This window comes from Clostridium neonatale (assembly GCF_001458595.1).
Taxonomy (GTDB): domain Bacteria; phylum Bacillota; class Clostridia; order Clostridiales; family Clostridiaceae; genus Clostridium; species Clostridium neonatale.
Map to the genome: position 1 here is coordinate 336,280 of NZ_LN890327.1, position 16,573 is coordinate 352,852.

Consider the following 16,573-nt stretch of genomic DNA (forward strand, 5'->3'; position numbering starts at 1 on the left):
AAATAAAGATAATTATTGTGATCCACCTTCTTCAGTAATGTATTTATAATAATGATCAAGCGCTATATCAACAATAGTGCTTACACATACATTAATGTCTGGATGAATGCTCTTAAGTTCATTTAATTTTCTGATGGTAGATGAACGAAGCATATATGTTCTTTTTATATCAGGGACTTGACCTTTAATAAGAGGGGCTGCACCATTTGCTATAGGTGTAGTTCTATTATCAAATAATGCTTGGTATTTATCGTCGCTTAAGTTATTAATATCATTTATATGAATAGAAAAAGGTTTATTATTTGAAACTATTGTTTTTTCTTCTGTACTATTAGAATTGAAATTATCATTTAAGACCATTGTTTTGTCTTCTTTTATATTATTTGTGTCATTATTATTTATATATAAATTATTAGGTGTAATATCTAAATCAGAATCAGAGCTGTTGCCAAAGCTAAAAGCAGCAATACATTCTCCAAGATTTTCAGTACTATCAAAACATAAAAGGTCCTGTGATTCATTAACTTCAAAATCACTTTTAGGAATCTCATCATTTTTCTTTCTCACCACTTTTAAACCTCCTTAATTGTCAATTGTACATTATAAAATGCTTAGCTCTTGCATCACCAAGCATTATATGCCTCTACAATAAATATGATTCGAAAACATAAATTACAGTATTCTAATATTCTTTTATTCTAATATTCTTAGGAATTTTAGAATAAAGGAATATAAGAATATATACATAGGAGAATATTAGAATATTACCATATAAGAATATAAGAATATGCTTATTTTATGCGGGGTAGAAGGAATTATTTTAAGGAAACACCTACTCATATACATTTTAAAGAAACATCTTCATCATGAGATGAAGATGGGCTATAATGTTAGGCTCGTGCCTCACCAAACATTATATGCCGGTGGAAGCGATTCACACAAAATCACAGATTTGGGTTCTCTGCTTATAAAAATAGCTACTCAATTCTTGTAATTATAACTCTTAAATCATATATATTATCTGAGTAAATTTAATTTTGAGAGGTGTATTTATATGATTAAAGAGAAATTTACAATGAGACTGGAAAATGAAGAGGTAATTGATAGAAAGGCTTTATGTTTGGCAGTAAATAATTCTGCAAAAAAGGAATCATCATATTGTTCATTACTTCAGGATGAGCTTAAGGTATGCCATAAATGCCCTTTATTATTTAAAGGAAACTCCAACTCATATTCATTCGTAGGAGTAAGTGCGAGCAAGCCAAATGTAAAATTTGAGCTCTTACTTATCTGTGATGGCATTGATGAGATGGAAGAAAAGTATGCTGAAGATACTGAAATTACAGTTAAAATATTTGATATATAGGGTAGGCGTAATATGAGTGATGTTATAAGTTCATCTAATACTGAAAATATATTGAGTGAAGCACAAAGCTCAGCAAATATCAAAAATGGATGGGTGCTAGAAAATAATAAGTGGTATTACTATGAAAATAATAAAAAATTAACTACTGAATGGGTCAAAAGTAATGATAGGTGGTATTACTTAGAGAAAAATGGACATATGCTTAAAGGCTGGTTTCAGACTACAAAGAATAATGACTGGTATTATGCATTCCAAAATGAAACCATTAATAATGGCAAAACCTTTTATGAAGGGGAAATATGCACTGGCTGGCTAAAATTAAATGGTAAGTGGCATTTCTTTGAGGATATTAATGAGAATACTCTTGGAGCTATGTATTCTGATGGAATATTCAAAATAAAAGACAAATATCATAAATTTGATAAAGAAGGTGTGTGGCTTGAAGAAGTAAAAGAAAATCAAAATGAAAGAAATGAAATCATCTCAGATGGATTATGTGATTTTATTGCATATTTTGAAGGATGCAGATTAAAAGCTTACTACTGCTCTAGTGGTGTGCTAACTATTGGAATTGGATGCACAAGAAAAGAAGTTACAAGTTTAGGCACTATAACAAAAGAAAGGGCTTATGTGGAGCTTAAAAAAGATGTATCTAAATTTGCTTGCAGTGTTGATGATTTATGTAATAAAAGTAATGTGGATTTAAAAAGTTATGAACGTGATGCTTTAATTTCATTTGCATTTAATTGTGGTATATCAGCTTTAGAAAAATCAACTTTATGGTATAATATAACAAAAGGAATAAGAGATAAGAATATACTTTCTGAAAACTTCTTGAGGTTTGTTAAATCTTCTTCTGGAGAGGTGCTTCAAGGATTGGTTAGAAGAAGAAGGGCAGAGGCTGAGTTATTTTTGCTTTGCAGATACCTGAACATTTAGGATAAGAAAATATTAATAATTATAACTGCAAAGTGTAATTTTAAATAATCAAATAGTCAGATATATTATATATTAAAATAAAAATAGAACCTTCAAGATATTGGACCAGAATATCTTGAAGGTTCTATTTATTTTGCAGCTTTAGGCATAATCAAAAAAATAACAAGTCCATCTGACAGCATATTTTCCATCATCCTACGTCGGCAAAATACCATAATAGCCCCACTATGATGGTATTTTACCTCCTTGCCTGATGAAAAATATTCATGTCAGCTCTGGACTTGTTATTTTATCTCATATGCCTTATTTCCTCTAATAAAAGTTTAAGAGCATTATTCTTAATATAAATGGCAGTTGTATAATTGATATTATAAAGTTGTGCATATTCTCTTACAGTATTCTGTTCTATGAATACATAAGTTATAAGGTCTTTTTCTTTTGATGGGAGCTTATTGAGAGCAGAGGTGGCTATCTCATAATCAGCTTTTTCACAAAGAATTTCTTCAGTAGTAGGAATTTCAGAAGGAAGAACGTGCTCTAAACAGCCACATAGTATCAATGCTTCATGCCCTTCTGCATGACTTCTGTTTTTACTTTTCTTAATAAGATCATTAAGGCTTTTCCTAATACCATTTGTGGCATAGGCAACAAATTTGGAGGTTTCAGGATTATATAAGGATAAGCAGTGAAATAAAATCTTAAAGCACTCATTTTGGATATCATAAAAATCATATCCATTAATAAATGTACGCTTTGAAATGTTTAAGATAAAAGGCTTAAATGACTCTGCTAAGAGTTCTTTTGAATTTGTGTTTCCTTGCTTTGAGGATTTTACTAGAGATTCGATTTGGGTGTAATTCATGGGAGACCTCCTTTATATAATACATATAGAATTATTTAACATAAATAATATATATGACTATATAATGAATATTACAGTATGGGAGGGTGTTTTGGTATATGAAACGTTGATGTCTTATAGTGAATATATTTATTGCTAATACAGATTTGGCATAATCATTGATAAGAATTAGAATTAGAATTATTGTAGGAAAATTTTTTGAATAGTAATTTTGTATATATTATCATATTAGGTATAGTTAGTTGTTAAATATTGGATATAATAAAAGTATAGAGAAGTGTTTATTTTTTTATAATGTATTGCAGATTATGTAAGTAGGTGCATTAGTGAAACAAATAAATTATGAAGATATGATAATGAAAAGAGCAATGGATATATTTGCAGAAGAGGGTTTAAAATTTTTTGGTATAGAAAAGATGGAGATGAAATTTTCAATAATATAATAAATAAGATGAAGCAAGGAGAAGAACTTAGCAAGCAGGATATTATATCATTAACGTTTACACCAATAATGGGTGGAAAGCTTAGTAAAAGTGATAAAATAATAAATGCGATTAGAATGGAGAAAATAAGTACAAATTCTTTGGAAAAGGTGTAGCTTTAAAAAAGGAAGCGAAAACAAAAATAGAAGATTTATATAATAAATTAAGTAAAATCCTTAATTAAAGAAGAAAGATAGTAAACATAACAATTGTTTTTGTTTGCTATCTTTTATTTATGGTATTTTCACTTTAAGGAAAATTTTATTATATCCTGTTGACTTGGAGTTAACTCAAAGATCTATAATAAAAATATCAAAAATAGCAGGGGGGTTAATTATGAATTTTGAAAATAAAAAAATCATTGTTGCATACTTTTCACACAAGGGAGAAAATTATTCAAACGGCAGGATTGTGGAATTAAAAATGGGAAATACCGCTATTGCTGCTCAAATGATTGCAGATTCACTAAATGCAGATACCTTTGAAATCAAAGCGGTAAATGAGTATCCGTTTGAGTACAACGCTTGCACTGAAGAAGCAAAAGCAGAGCTTAGAGTAAGCTCACGTCCGAAACTTGCGGAAAATATGGATATTTTTGATTATGACATAGTGTTTCTTGGATATCCCAACTGGTGGGGAACAATGCCAATGGTCGTGTGGACTTTCCTTGAAGGTCATGATTTCAGAGGAAAAATAGTAATTCCTTTCTGTACCCACGAGGGCAGTGGAATGGGAAACAGCGAAAGGGATTTGAAAAAACTTATACCTAATGCTGATATAAGAAAAGGTCTTGCAATTCATGGATCTTCAGTTTCAAAGGCAAAATCAACAATTAATAATTGGCTTGAAAATGCATAAGTGGGGCTTTCCCTTGAACAACGCAAGTAGATAGAGGGAACTTTTAACTCAATCTCGCCTGGAATTATTGTTACGCCACTTGCTATTGATGAATTTAACAGCCCTAGAGGAGATTTCTACAAAAATATGTCTGCAAAATGCCCAGCTGGACGTCCAGGTACGGCGGATGAGGTTGCAAACGTTGCGGAGCTTCTGATGAGTCCACAGGGAGCATTTATCACAGGGGCGGATTTTCTCATTGATGGTGGTGCAACAGCATCATATTTTTATGGCCCGCTTAAACCTAATGATTAAAACTAACTCAGCCTAAAGAGTATTAACTCTTTAGGCTGATTATTTTTATGGAGCTATTATACTATCAGATAAAAGTAATAGAAAAATATATTAGACTATTCAATAAAAAAATAGAACTTAGTCAATTATAATAATTTATTAAGTATTTCAAGGGAAACTAAAGAGCTAAAAGGTAACTATAGCACCAAAAGGTAACTATAGCACTTTAAAGTGCATTCTTTACCAAAATAAATAACGCTTATATAATATGAGTATAGCAAGCGGCCGCTTGAGAATCTAAGAAGAAATTTGCAGACGATTTTAAAAGAAAGAATAAAAAGTTTTTCAAGCGAAAGGAAGATAATAATATGAAAGAAGTAGTAGAATTTTTACAGGCAAACCCAGTTCAATATTTAGCAACAGTAGGAAGAGACGGTAAGGCAAAATGTCGTCCATTTATGTTCTGTTTTGAAAAAGACGGAAAGTTATGGTTCTGTACAAATAATACAAAGGATGTTTATAAAGATATGGAGCAAAACCCTGAAGTAGAAGTATCTGTTTCAGATGCAAGTTATGCATGGATAAGATTAAATGGTAAGGCAGTATTTGAAAATAATATGGAAGTAAAAGAAGCATGTATGGCAAATCCAATAGTAAAAGGACAATATAATACAGCTGATAATCCAATATTTGAAGTTTTCTATTTAGAAAATGCAAAGGCAACAATTGCAGATTTTTCAGGTAATCCACCTAAAGAATTTGAATGTTAATTTTATAAAGTTAGAAGTAAGAATTATCTTTGGGATAGGTGTAATTCCTGACCGGTGGTAAAAGTCCATGAGCTTTTATAAAGCAGATTCGGTGTAATTCCGAAACCGACGGTATAGTAAGTCCGGATGAGAAAAGGTGGTTACATTTCACATATTTATTAATAAATACAGCCTTGAAATTACATTATTTCAAGGCTGCATTTATATAAGAAACTGTGAATTTGAATTAGTTGCTGTTTTGTTTGTAATTATTCCCCCAAGAAACCATAGAATCTAAAATGGTTGAAGACTTGTACCTATTTCTGTAAGAGAATATTCAACTTTTAGAGGAACTTGTGGATATACCAAATAAAAAATACTGCTATTTAGATTAATAGTTAATAAATAAAAATGAGTATGAAAAGGATGAAAATAAAAATGAATAGTAGAGAATATTTAAGAATATTAAAAGAAGAAATTCATTCAACAGTATTTGCTACTGTTGATGAAAATGGATTACCAGTAACAAGAGTTATTGATATTATGCTTGTAGATGATGAGAGTTTTTATTTTATTACAGCAAAGGGAAAAGAATTTTATAAGCAGCTTATGGATAAAAAATATGTGGCAGTCAGTGGGATGACTAATGGAGAAGGATCTTTAAATAAGAAGGCCATTTCAATCAGAGGAAAAATAGAAAATATCGGATATAAGTTTCTTGATAAAGTATTTGAAGAAAATACATATATGAAAGAAATTTATTCATCAAAGGAAAGCAGAATGGCATTAGAAGTATTTAGAATGTATGAGGGTCAGGGAGAGTACTTTGACTTATCATCTAAGCCAATTATAAGAGAATCATTTGTAATTGGAAAGAATATACAAGTGTTGAAAAGTGGATATTTTATCAATGATAATTGCAGAGGGTGTAAGTTATGTTATTCAAAATGTCCACAGAAATGTATTGATATAAGCACTAAACCTGTTGGTATAAATCAGGAGAATTGTCTGCACTGCGGGAACTGCATGTTAGTATGTCCTTTTGGAGCAGTAGAAAAAAGATAGGAGTAAGTATTATGAAAATAACTAACTTATTTAGCAAAATTAAAGATAAAAATAATGAATCGGTTAAGACTGAAGAATCTTACGGTGAAAAGATTTCTAAAGTTGCAGAACTTATAAATAAAGCAGATGCAATAGTAATAGGTGCAGGATCAGGAATGAGTACTTCGGCAGGGTTAACATATGATGGAGACAGGTTTGAAAAATTATTTCCAGAATACATTAAGAAATATGGAATGAGAGATATGTACTCAGCAGGGTTTTATCTATTCAATACGCAGGAAGAAAAATGGGCATATTGGAGCAGACATATTTATTACAACAGATATAATGTTTCTCCAGGGAAGCCATATGTTGATTTGCTAAATATGGTAAGAGATAAAAATTATTTCGTTATCACTACTAATGTTGATAGTCAGTTTATGATTTCAGGTTTTCAAAAAGAAAAAATATTTGCAGCACAAGGGGATTATGGATATTTTCAATGTGCAAATGCCTGCCATAAAAAACTATATTATAATGAATCTATAATACGTAAAATGATAGAAAAACAGATAGAATGCAGAATTCCAACAGAATTAGTTCCAAAGTGTCCTGTATGTGGAGGAGAGATGGAAGTTAATTTAAGATGTGATGAATATTTTGTTGAAGATGAAAATTGGAATATTGCATGTGAAAGATATCAGAAATTTTTAAATTTAAACAGTAATAAAAATATAGTGTTTATTGAATTAGGTACAGGAATGAATACACCTGGAATTATAAAATATCCATTCTGGAAGATGACAAAGAGTCTTCCTAATGCTTATTATATTTGTATTAATTTAAATGAAGCATATGCACCTGATGAAATAAAGGAACGCTCAGTTTGTATATATGGTGATATTGCAAAGGTGTTTGATGATATAAAAAATGGGGTGAAATAACGAGATGAATACTGAAGAAAGGCTAGATTACTTAGTAAAAGAATTATGCAGAGATTCTGATGAATATAAAAATATTAAGTATAAGAAGAATGACAGAAGAACACTTATGCGTTCGTTAATGAATATACGAATGCCAAAACCAATTTCAAATGAATTTTTGAGAGAACAGGATTTATTTTTAAAAGAAGAAGCAGAAGTAAAGGGAATTGTAACACTTAATGATATACCAACCATTAATGAGCTGTATAATTCACAATATGAATTTGGTGATAAGATATCTATATGGCAAGGAGATATTACAAGACTTTCGGTTGATGCAATTGTAAATGCAGTAAATTCTCAAATGCTTGGGTGTTTTGTACCATGTCATAAATGTATTGATAATGCAATACATTCAGCAGCAGGAATACAGTTGCGTGAAGAATGCAATAATTACATGAAAATGCGTAGAGCTAAAGATAAGAATTATGAAGAACCTGTAGGAAACGCAGTCATTACATCTGCATATAATCTTCCATGCAGATATGTTATTCATACTGTTGGACCAATTGTGCCAGATAAGCTTACAGAATCATTAAGAAATGACTTAAAATTATGTTATGAGTCATGTTTAAATGCAGCTGTTAAAAAAGGAATTAGAAGTATATCATTTTGCTGTATATCAACAGGTGAATTTCATTTTCCGAATAATGAAGCAGCACATATTGCAGTAAATGTTGTTAATGAATTCTTAAAATTAAATTATGAGAAATTTGATAGAATAATTTTTAATGTTTTTAAGGATTTAGATAAGAAAATATATATGCAGGTTTTGAATTTAAATTAAGAGTTAGTTAAATAATAAATAAGATGAATCAAGGAGAAGAACTTAGCAAGCAGGATATAATATCATTAACATTTACACCAATAATGGGTGGAAAGCTTAGTAAAAGTGATAAAATAATAAATGCCATTAGAGTAGTTAAAAGTTCCTGAATTAGGTAGAAGCTTAAATTTATTACATCAATAAATGAATATGTATAAAAATATTACATGTTATGGTATAATATTCTATATTTTGAATTCAAAGGAGATTTTAATGATTAAGAATGTACTTATTAAAAAGATTACTGTAACAAGTTTATTAGCCTTAAGTATTATCACAATAGTACCTAAACAAGCTAATGCTGCATGGAAAAAAGATAATAAGGGTTGGTGGTATTCAAAGGGAAATACATATTTAAAAAATTGTAGTGAATGGATAGACAATAATATATATTTTTTTAACAACAATGGTTATTTAAAAACAGGTTGGGTAAAAGACGATTATGATACATGGTATTATTATTATTCAAATGGAACCATGGCTAAGGATGCAACTATTAATGGATATTATTTAACTAACAGGGGAAATATGCTTGAGGGAGTATCAAAAGCAGATATAGATAAATATATTCAATTAATAGAAAAGAATTTACCTAAAGATATTAAAGTAATTAATTTAAAAGATTATATAACAACAGCTAAAGATTTTAAGCCAGTATTATATAATTTAAAAATATCAAAAGCATTAATTTTCAATACTTTTGAACATTTAATAGATGAATCAGAAGAAGACTCATATGATTTTAATATATATGTTGATTTAGATACAAATAAAGTATATGCAATGGATGGCGGAATGAATCTTTATGAATGTAAAGATGGTGAAAGATTACGTTTTAAGCCTATAAATTAATAATAAGCGCGTTGTTATAGTAAACATTTAGGTTCATCTCGAAATTTTATGAAATATGCTTAGCATATTGTATCAAGTATAAATCCCATATCCCTACTTTGTTTTTTTGTTTTGCAAGATAAATGCTAAAGGTATATGGGGTTTTTTCTATATTTTTACTAGAATATTACAAATGCAATTTATGGAAATTTTACTTAATCATAAAATTTAATGATGAACCTTAATAAATATTACTATACGTCTAAAAATGGTTGGAAAGAGATTGATGGTGAGTGGTATATATTAGATTATAAAGATGGATTATTATTTGCATCTATAGAAATAACATATAAAGGAAAATCAAAGATGATTAATAATGTAGTTATTTAAGAATTTGATTATAGATGATGAATTTGTTATAATTTAGCCAATGAACATTTATGATATCTCCTTGTTATGTTTTGTGTTGCAGCTTAATTATAACAAATGATTTTATAAATGTTCTATTTTTTATTATTTGTAATTTATTGGATGTAAAAACGCTAATTTATAGTTATAATAAAATATATACAAATAAATACAAAATGAATAGATACTCTATTCATGTAGGTAGAAAATTGCTATTAAAAAGAGCGAATTATATAGTTCATTATGAAAAAGTTGTGATGAATTAAGAGTTAATGCAGAGGAATTCAATGATAATATAATTTTTCTAGAATATAAGAATGCAAATATAAAAAACGCAGTTAATCCTAATGCATTTGTTGATAAAATAAAGAGAGATCCGGAGAAGTTTTATAAAAATATAGCAAAAAAATATTATGATAGCTTAATGATGTTTTGGGCAACTGTTGGAAATAAAGATGAATTCCCAATAATATATGTACTATTAATAGAAGCTCCAATTATGGATGCTAAGATAAGAAAACAATTAAGAATAAAAATAGGAAAGCAATTACCATTGAATTTAAAAGCGAATAGTATTGTCAGAGAAATGCTTTCAAAATTTGAAGTGCTTAGTATTGATGAATGGAAAGAAAAATTTAAAGAAATCAATATAGAAGAAATATAAGTTGTGTATACATCAAAAATAAGAGAGGTGCTATATCTATGAAGTGGAGTGAAGTAAAGAATTTATATCCAAATCAATTTGTTAAATTTGAGATTGTAGAAAGCCATGAAGATGATAAATATAAATATGTTGATGATGTTGCAATAATAAAAGCAATAAAGGACGGACATGAAGCAATGAAAGAATTTACTAAATGTAAAAATGGTCAGCTTGTATATAGTACTGCTAATGAAGAAATCATAATAGAGAAAGTAAAAAATATTGGAATAAGAAGGAGTATATAATGAGCGTAAAAATAGAATTAAAAAATGGATTATTAGGATTAGACCTTTTTATGAAAGCTCAGATTGTTTTAGACATAGCTGAGTTAAATATGTATATAAAAAGATAAATTTTTATTATGAATTAGAACATAATCTTAATATAAATAAGTTTTACGTGTTTAAAAAATTCTTGCTTCATATATTTTGGAGTATACAAATAAGCAATACAGAATAAATCCTAAATTACGACATTTACCATTTTTCCTTGAGACACCTAATGAGCTTGAGGGATATGCAAAAGAAATAGAACTATTAAGAAGTGTTTATGCAGAGTAGGGGAATTATATTTCTAAAAAGAGGACTGTATAGGAAAAGATTTTTATCCTATAGCTAGCATCTGTAACACTCTCTCAACATATGAAACTAATCTTCATAAAGTCATATGAGTAAGTGATTTACTTTAGAAATAGTATTTTATGATAATTATATAAAAAACAAAAAAACTGTTGAATTAGTATTAAAAAAGTGATAAGATATAATTTTGCAAATAATATCTGATATATGATATAATATATGTATAGCATAAGGAGGTAATTATTTGTTTAATATTGGAGATAAAATTATTTACCCAAATCAAGGAATTGGTACAATAAATTCTATTGAAAAAATAGAATTTAAGGGTGAGATGCAAAATTACTATTTAGTGGATTTAAATAACTCTATGAAACTGAAAATACCAGTAAGTAGTGCAGAATTATTAAATATACGATTAGTAAGTGATTGCAATGTTATAGATGATAATTTAAAAAATATGAGTGAATTAAAGATAGGAGAGATTGAATTCTTATCACTTAATTTTAGAGAAAGAAATGCAATCAATTCTAAGAAATTAAAGTCTGGTACTTTAGTGGATTGTCTTGAAGTTGTTTGCAATCTTACAGAATTAAAGAAGCAACATGCTCTTAGTTCAAGAGATAAAGAAATGTTGCAAAAAACAAAAATGTTTCTAATAGATGAAATAAGTGAATCTAAGAATTTACCTAATGATAAAGCTAAGTATATATTAAATATGGCTATAAAAGTTCAATAGAGGATTGTCTTTTATACTATTAAATTTTAAATAAAAATAGTCTATATTCTTTTTAAGAAACATTTTTTGGTGTATATAAAAAGAATGCAGACTATTTTTTTACTCTAATAGAGTCTTCTATTGAGTTGTTCTTCCACTATGCAATAACATCCTACCGATAACCTTTTTAGGTCTTTCATTATTTTTAGTATTATTATTTTTTGTTTCTTTTCTTCTATTAATTTTTTCATCATTTCTATATTTTTATTATTCATATTGCTTCCTTCGCTTCAAAGCCTACTTATAAAAATAACAAGTCAATATACTGGTATATTTTCTTTAATATGCTTAAAATAAATTTTATGATTATTTAGATCGTTTAAATCTATACTTGATTGTATCACAAATTCAAGAGTTTACCATAGTACATTTATAGTAACTTTAATACTTGGCATTTTAGAAGCACTATAATTGAATAGTACGGTATTAAACAAATATGTTATAATTAACCAATGATTGTATTATTATATAAGTAAAATTATTATTAAAGGGAGATCTGAAAATATGAATAGATGCTTTACTGGAATTTATTTTTATATTTCCATTTCCTTAACATCATCAGCTATTATTAAATCAGCATCAGTATTCTTTACTACTTCATCAACAGTTAAACCTGGTGCCACTTCGATTAATACTAATCCTTTATCTGTAACTTTCATAACTGCTTTATCTGTAATTATAATATCAACACATTTTGCAGCAGATAAAGGTAAGTTACATTTCTTTAAAACCTTTGAATTGCCTTTTTTATCATTATGACTTAAAGCAGCTATTACATATTTTGCTCATACTAAAAGATCCATGGCACCTCCCATACCTGGTGCAAATACTCCAGGTATCTTCCAGTTAGCAATGTTTCCTTCTTGATCAACTTCTAAAGCACCTAATGCAGTTATGTCAACATGTCCACCTCTCATTATTGCAAATGATAAATCCATTTCAAATGTTGATGCTCCTTCTAAAAAAGTAATAGGAGATCCACCTGAATTTCCTATATCAGGATCAGACTTACCTATTTTAGGAGTTGATCCAAACCTTAGACAGCCATTTTCAGCTTGTAATATAATCTCGACTCCTTCTGGTAAATAGTTTGCAGCCATATTGGGTATTCCAAATCCTAAATTAACAACCATTCCTTCTTTAAATTCTTTTGCAATTCTTCTTGCAATTATTTCTCTACCATCCATCTTTTCAACCTCCTACTTCATTTTTTTAGTTCTTATCCATAAATCTTCAAAATACTTTGATCTTATTTTCAAAAGAATCACCTTGAACTATTACATCAGCTAATATACCTGGTGTCCCAACACTATCAGGAGGAATTTCACCCACTTCAACAATTTCATCTACTTCAGCTATAACTAAATCAGCATCAAGTGCCATAATTGTATTTGTTCCTTTTGTTGTGCCTCTATATATGATATTACCAAATTTATCAGCTTTATATCCTTTTATTAAAGCCACATCCGCTCTTATTGGTGGAAATATTAAATATTCCTTTCCATCTACAGTAAGCTTATCTCTACCATTTTCAATCTCAGTTCCAATACCAGTTGGAGTTACAACTGCTCCAAGTCCAGCTCTTATACATTCCACTATAGTTCCCATAGGTATAAATTCTACTTCTAATGTACCTGCATTATATTGTTCTTGAATTTCAGGACAAGTTCCAATATGTGAACCCACAAATTTTTTTATTTGTTTATTTGTTACTAGTTTACCAATATCATGAGTTTCTCCTGGATGAGCTGATGCAGGTTGAATAAGTGTAAGATCCTTGACACTAGTCTTGGCCAATGCATCTATCATCTTTAATGGAGCACCTATTCCAAGAAAACCTGCTGTCATAATTTTCATACCATCTTTAATATTTAACAAAGCTTCTTGTATTGTTTTAATCTTTTCCATTTTTCTATGCACCCACAAAAAAATTTTTAAAAACATATTGGCTAATAAATAAAATTTAGATTTTTGAAATCTATCAGCCCTTCTCAAGAAATCCAGTTTTCAATTTTAAATTAACCTCCTTTATATTAAGTAATACTAATTAATTTTATCAGTACTACATTATATCTATATTGCATTTACTACAATACACTTATTTTATATAATTTTCCGAAAAAACTTTAAAACGAAAATTTAGCAATTTCGTCGCAAGCTCCTCAAAAGCACCATAATTAAATTTATGCCAAAAGAAAATATAGATAAATTAGTAAATAACTATGATAATAATTTGTTAAGCAGTAATAGAAAGAAGTTAATAAAGAAGTTTTTATTAGAAAAAGTGAAATTATTTGAAGAAATCTTTATAGAGGAGGAATTGGTATGTCAGAAAGAAAGCAGAAGACATAATTCAATAAATAGTATGGAAGAGGCAGGATTTTAATTTAAAGATATTAATGATGACATAGACTTTAAAGTGGAAGAAGCAGAAACAACAGATGAGGTAAAAAGTGCAATTAAAACTCTGCTTAAAGGTCAACAGGATTTAATAGAAAAAGTATTTTATAAAAACATGAAGCTTGTTGATATAGCAGCACATGAAGGTGTTACTGAAGCTGCAATTAGAAACAGATTAAATAAAGTTTATAAAAAATTAAAAAAAGTTTTAAATTAGGGGTTCGATTTTGGATTTCTCGTGACCTATATAGTGTAGGGATTATTAAAGAACCAAGATAAGACAGAGACAATGGACAATTGATAATTGATAATTATAGATCAAATAGCACTAATATAGAATTTAAGGAGGAAGCATAAATGATAAATAATAAAACAAAGGTGATTACAGGAGTAGTCAGGCTAAGCTATGCAAATGTATGGGAACCAAAATCAATAAATTTTTTGGCTAAACAACACCAATTGTAAATTGTTCATTGTTTTAAAGTTTTGGAGGAATCATATGGAAAAGACATTATCCTTAGATTTAGAAACTTATTCGGATATAGATTTAGTTAAATGCGGAGTTTATGCATATGTAGATAGTCCTAATTTTGAAATATTACTTATGGCATACTCATTTGATGAAAGTGAAGTAAAAATTATTGATTTAGAATTAGGTGAAGTTATTCCAGAAGAAGTTAAAGAAGCTGTATTAAGTGATGATGTTATAAAGACAGCTTTTAATGCTAATTTTGAAAGAATGTGCTTAAGCAAATATTTTAATAGTAATCTAAAGTCAGATTCATGGATATGCACCGCAATTCAAGCTTCAATGTTAGCACTTCCACCTAGTCTTGAAGGCGTTTCAGAAGTTCTTGGACTTAATAATAAGAAAATGAAAGAAGGAAAAGATCTTATAAAGTATTTCTGCTGTCCCTGCAAGCCAACAAAGGTTAATGGAAACAGAATGCGAAATCTGACAGTACATGATTTAGAAAAATGGAGGATATTTAAGAATTATTGCATTAGAGATGTTGAAGCAGAAACTGAAATAAGAAATAAACTTAAAAATCATCCAATAAGTGAAAAGGAAATGGAAATATATAGGCTAGATCAAAGCATAAATGATAGAGGAATTTTAGTAGATATGGATTTGGTAAAAAGAGCAATAGCCTGTGATAAAGATTTTATAGGTGCAGCTACAAAAAGAGCTTATGAACTTACAGGACTAGAAAATCCAAATTCTATAATGCAGCTTAAAAAATGGCTTGAACATAGACTTGCACATAGGTGCATAAAAATTAAAAGTCTTTCAAGAAAAGAAGTATCAAACTTAGCAGAAAAATGTGATGGAGAAATAGAAGAAATTTTAAAACTAAGACTTCAGTAAAAAAATATGAAGCAATAAAGAGGTCAGTATGTTCTGATGGAAGAGTTCATGGACTGTTTCAGTTTTATGGCGCAAATCGTACTGGAAGATGGGCAGGGAGATTGGTGCAGGTGCAGAATCTTCCTCAAAATCATATTAAAGACTTAGAACTCACAAGAAATATTGTGAAGAATGGAAGATTTGAAGAGTTAGAAATGTTTTATGAAAGTACACCAAAAATTTTATCAGAGCTTATAAGGACTGCTTTTATACCAAAAGCAGAATGTATATTCATAGCAGCAGATTTTTCTGCCATCGAAGCCAGGGTTTTAGCATATCTTGCAGATGAAAAATGGAGATTAGATGTGTTTAAAAATCATGGAAAAATATATGAAGCGTCAGCAAGTGCTATGTTTAATGTGCCAATAGAAGAAATAAAAAAAGATTCAGACCTAAGGCAAAAAGGCAAAATAGCAGAACTGGCATTAGGATATGGGGGAGGGATAAGGGCTTTAACAGCTATGGGGGCACTTGAAATGGGACTTAAAGAGGAAGAATTACAGCCAATAGTTACAGCATGGAGAAATGCGAATCAAAAAATAACCAAGTTCTGGTGGAATATAGATAAAGCGGCAGTTATAGCAGTAAAAGAAAGAACTACAGTAAAAGTAGGAAAAATTGAGTTCACATATTGTGGTGGAATATTATTTATAACACTTCTATCTGGGAGAAGACTAGCTTATATGAAGCCAAGATTACAAATCAATAAATTTGACAGGGAAGGCCTGACTTATGAAGGAATAGGTGAAAACAAAAAATGGACAAGAATTGAAACTTATGGACCTAAATTAGTTGAAAATATTGTTCAGGCTGCTTCTAGAGATTTACTTGCAGAAGCAATGTTAAGACTTGATAAAGTAGGATATGAAATTGTCATGCATATTCATGATGAAGTTGTAATTGAAACACCTGTAAATAAAAATTCATTAGATGAAGTGTGTAAAATCATGTCCATTACTCCAAAGTGGGCAGAAGGGTTATTTTTAAAGGCAGATGGTTATGAGTGCAATTATTATAAGAAAGAATAGGACTATAGGATATTAAAGAATTTACTGATGAGTTTATCTTTGGGGATAAGGGATGTGATG

General features: G+C 29.1%; 19 protein-coding genes, 6 pseudogenes and 1 riboswitch. Of the genes and pseudogenes, 20 read left to right on the forward strand and 5 right to left on the reverse strand.

Features of this window, described 5'->3' with window-relative positions:
- Positions 1-12: 12 nt before the first annotated feature.
- The gene (locus tag BN2920_RS04995) at positions 13-570 is read right to left on the reverse strand and encodes a hypothetical protein (protein ID WP_058293919.1); all 558 of its coding nucleotides are present in this window, start codon (positions 568-570) and stop codon (positions 13-15) included.
- Between the two features lie 505 nt (positions 571-1,075).
- Here BN2920_RS04995 and BN2920_RS05005 point away from each other — a divergent pair.
- Complete coding sequence (locus BN2920_RS05005; RefSeq protein ID WP_141443142.1) at positions 1,076-1,366, forward strand: hypothetical protein; 291 nt, start codon at positions 1,076-1,078, stop codon at positions 1,364-1,366.
- A 12-nt stretch (positions 1,367-1,378) separates the two neighbouring features.
- Positions 1,379-2,305 (forward strand): lysozyme, encoded by a 927-nt coding sequence (locus BN2920_RS05010; RefSeq protein ID WP_058293922.1) that lies wholly within the window; start codon positions 1,379-1,381, stop codon positions 2,303-2,305.
- Positions 2,306-2,594: 289 nt separating this feature from the next.
- Here BN2920_RS05010 and BN2920_RS05015 read toward each other — a convergent pair whose 3' ends face one another.
- Complete coding sequence (locus BN2920_RS05015; RefSeq protein ID WP_058293923.1) at positions 2,595-3,167, reverse strand: sigma-70 family RNA polymerase sigma factor; 573 nt, start codon at positions 3,165-3,167, stop codon at positions 2,595-2,597.
- 451 nt (positions 3,168-3,618) lie between these two features.
- Between BN2920_RS05015 and BN2920_RS22560 the strand changes: the two genes are divergently transcribed.
- The 4 genes and pseudogenes from BN2920_RS22560 (at position 3,619) to BN2920_RS05025 (ending at position 5,550) form a co-directional block, all read left to right on the forward strand.
- Positions 3,619-3,765 (forward strand): hypothetical protein, encoded by a 147-nt coding sequence (locus BN2920_RS22560; protein ID WP_374117021.1) that lies wholly within the window; start codon positions 3,619-3,621, stop codon positions 3,763-3,765.
- Positions 3,766-3,985: 220 nt separating this feature from the next.
- Complete coding sequence (locus tag BN2920_RS05020; RefSeq protein ID WP_058293924.1) at positions 3,986-4,507, forward strand: flavodoxin; 522 nt, start codon at positions 3,986-3,988, stop codon at positions 4,505-4,507.
- 45 nt (positions 4,508-4,552) lie between these two features.
- Positions 4,553-4,801: pseudogene (locus BN2920_RS20875) on the forward strand (SDR family oxidoreductase); the annotation flags it as partial.
- A 347-nt stretch (positions 4,802-5,148) separates the two neighbouring features.
- Positions 5,149-5,550, forward strand: a complete 402-nt coding sequence (locus tag BN2920_RS05025; RefSeq protein ID WP_058293925.1) for a pyridoxamine 5'-phosphate oxidase family protein — start codon at positions 5,149-5,151, stop codon at positions 5,548-5,550.
- A gap of 21 nt (positions 5,551-5,571) precedes the next feature.
- Positions 5,572-5,692, forward strand: a riboswitch (FMN riboswitch).
- 131 nt (positions 5,693-5,823) lie between these two features.
- Here the strand turns inward: BN2920_RS05025 and BN2920_RS22565 are convergent.
- Complete coding sequence (locus tag BN2920_RS22565) at positions 5,824-5,898, reverse strand: winged helix-turn-helix transcriptional regulator (protein ID WP_374116970.1); 75 nt, start codon at positions 5,896-5,898, stop codon at positions 5,824-5,826.
- Positions 5,899-5,967: 69 nt separating this feature from the next.
- Between BN2920_RS22565 and BN2920_RS05030 the strand changes: the two genes are divergently transcribed.
- From BN2920_RS05030 to BN2920_RS05060, 10 genes and pseudogenes are all read left to right on the forward strand, one after another.
- Positions 5,968-6,594 (forward strand): 4Fe-4S binding protein, encoded by a 627-nt coding sequence (locus BN2920_RS05030; protein WP_058293926.1) that lies wholly within the window; start codon positions 5,968-5,970, stop codon positions 6,592-6,594.
- Between the two features lie 11 nt (positions 6,595-6,605).
- Positions 6,606-7,517 (forward strand): SIR2 family NAD-dependent protein deacylase, encoded by a 912-nt coding sequence (locus BN2920_RS05035; RefSeq protein ID WP_058293927.1) that lies wholly within the window; start codon positions 6,606-6,608, stop codon positions 7,515-7,517.
- 4 nt (positions 7,518-7,521) lie between these two features.
- Positions 7,522-8,343 (forward strand): protein-ADP-ribose hydrolase, encoded by an 822-nt coding sequence (locus BN2920_RS05040; protein ID WP_058293928.1) that lies wholly within the window; start codon positions 7,522-7,524, stop codon positions 8,341-8,343.
- A gap of 23 nt (positions 8,344-8,366) precedes the next feature.
- The gene (locus tag BN2920_RS22260) at positions 8,367-8,492 is read left to right on the forward strand and encodes a hypothetical protein (protein WP_268259043.1); all 126 of its coding nucleotides are present in this window, start codon (positions 8,367-8,369) and stop codon (positions 8,490-8,492) included.
- A 103-nt stretch (positions 8,493-8,595) separates the two neighbouring features.
- Positions 8,596-9,234 carry a hypothetical protein gene (locus BN2920_RS05045; RefSeq protein WP_058293929.1) on the forward strand — a complete coding sequence of 213 codons (639 nt, stop codon included), beginning with the start codon at positions 8,596-8,598 and terminating at the stop codon, positions 9,232-9,234.
- 210 nt (positions 9,235-9,444) lie between these two features.
- The gene (locus BN2920_RS21990) at positions 9,445-9,603 is read left to right on the forward strand and encodes a hypothetical protein (protein WP_242868307.1); all 159 of its coding nucleotides are present in this window, start codon (positions 9,445-9,447) and stop codon (positions 9,601-9,603) included.
- Between the two features lie 442 nt (positions 9,604-10,045).
- Positions 10,046-10,285 (forward strand): hypothetical protein, encoded by a 240-nt coding sequence (locus tag BN2920_RS05050; RefSeq protein WP_141443146.1) that lies wholly within the window; start codon positions 10,046-10,048, stop codon positions 10,283-10,285.
- A 38-nt stretch (positions 10,286-10,323) separates the two neighbouring features.
- On the forward strand, positions 10,324-10,569 hold the full coding sequence (locus BN2920_RS05055) for a hypothetical protein (RefSeq protein WP_058293931.1): 246 nt from the start codon (positions 10,324-10,326) through the stop codon (positions 10,567-10,569).
- A 213-nt stretch (positions 10,570-10,782) separates the two neighbouring features.
- A pseudogene (locus tag BN2920_RS21230) lies at positions 10,783-10,884 on the forward strand (deoxyribonuclease IV); the annotation flags it as partial.
- 262 nt (positions 10,885-11,146) lie between these two features.
- On the forward strand, positions 11,147-11,638 hold the full coding sequence (locus BN2920_RS05060) for a CarD family transcriptional regulator (protein ID WP_058293932.1): 492 nt from the start codon (positions 11,147-11,149) through the stop codon (positions 11,636-11,638).
- Between the two features lie 572 nt (positions 11,639-12,210).
- Here BN2920_RS05060 and BN2920_RS05065 read toward each other — a convergent pair.
- Together BN2920_RS05065 and BN2920_RS05070 are read right to left on the reverse strand one after the other, a co-directional pair.
- Positions 12,211-12,864 (reverse strand): annotated as a pseudogene (locus tag BN2920_RS05065) (3-oxoacid CoA-transferase subunit B).
- A 12-nt stretch (positions 12,865-12,876) separates the two neighbouring features.
- Positions 12,877-13,585: pseudogene (locus tag BN2920_RS05070) on the reverse strand (CoA transferase subunit A).
- 277 nt (positions 13,586-13,862) lie between these two features.
- Between BN2920_RS05070 and BN2920_RS05075 the strand changes: the two are divergent.
- The 4 genes and pseudogenes from BN2920_RS05075 (at position 13,863) to BN2920_RS05085 (ending at position 16,513) form a co-directional block, all read left to right on the forward strand.
- Positions 13,863-14,063, forward strand: a complete 201-nt coding sequence (locus BN2920_RS05075; protein WP_058293933.1) for a hypothetical protein — start codon at positions 13,863-13,865, stop codon at positions 14,061-14,063.
- 33 nt (positions 14,064-14,096) lie between these two features.
- Positions 14,097-14,294 (forward strand): sigma factor-like helix-turn-helix DNA-binding protein, encoded by a 198-nt coding sequence (locus BN2920_RS05080; protein ID WP_058293934.1) that lies wholly within the window; start codon positions 14,097-14,099, stop codon positions 14,292-14,294.
- A gap of 140 nt (positions 14,295-14,434) precedes the next feature.
- Positions 14,435-14,515: pseudogene (locus BN2920_RS21235) on the forward strand (ssDNA-binding protein); the annotation flags it as partial.
- Between the two features lie 61 nt (positions 14,516-14,576).
- Positions 14,577-16,513, forward strand: a pseudogene (locus BN2920_RS05085) (DNA polymerase).
- The last annotated feature ends 60 nt before the right edge of the window (positions 16,514-16,573 follow it).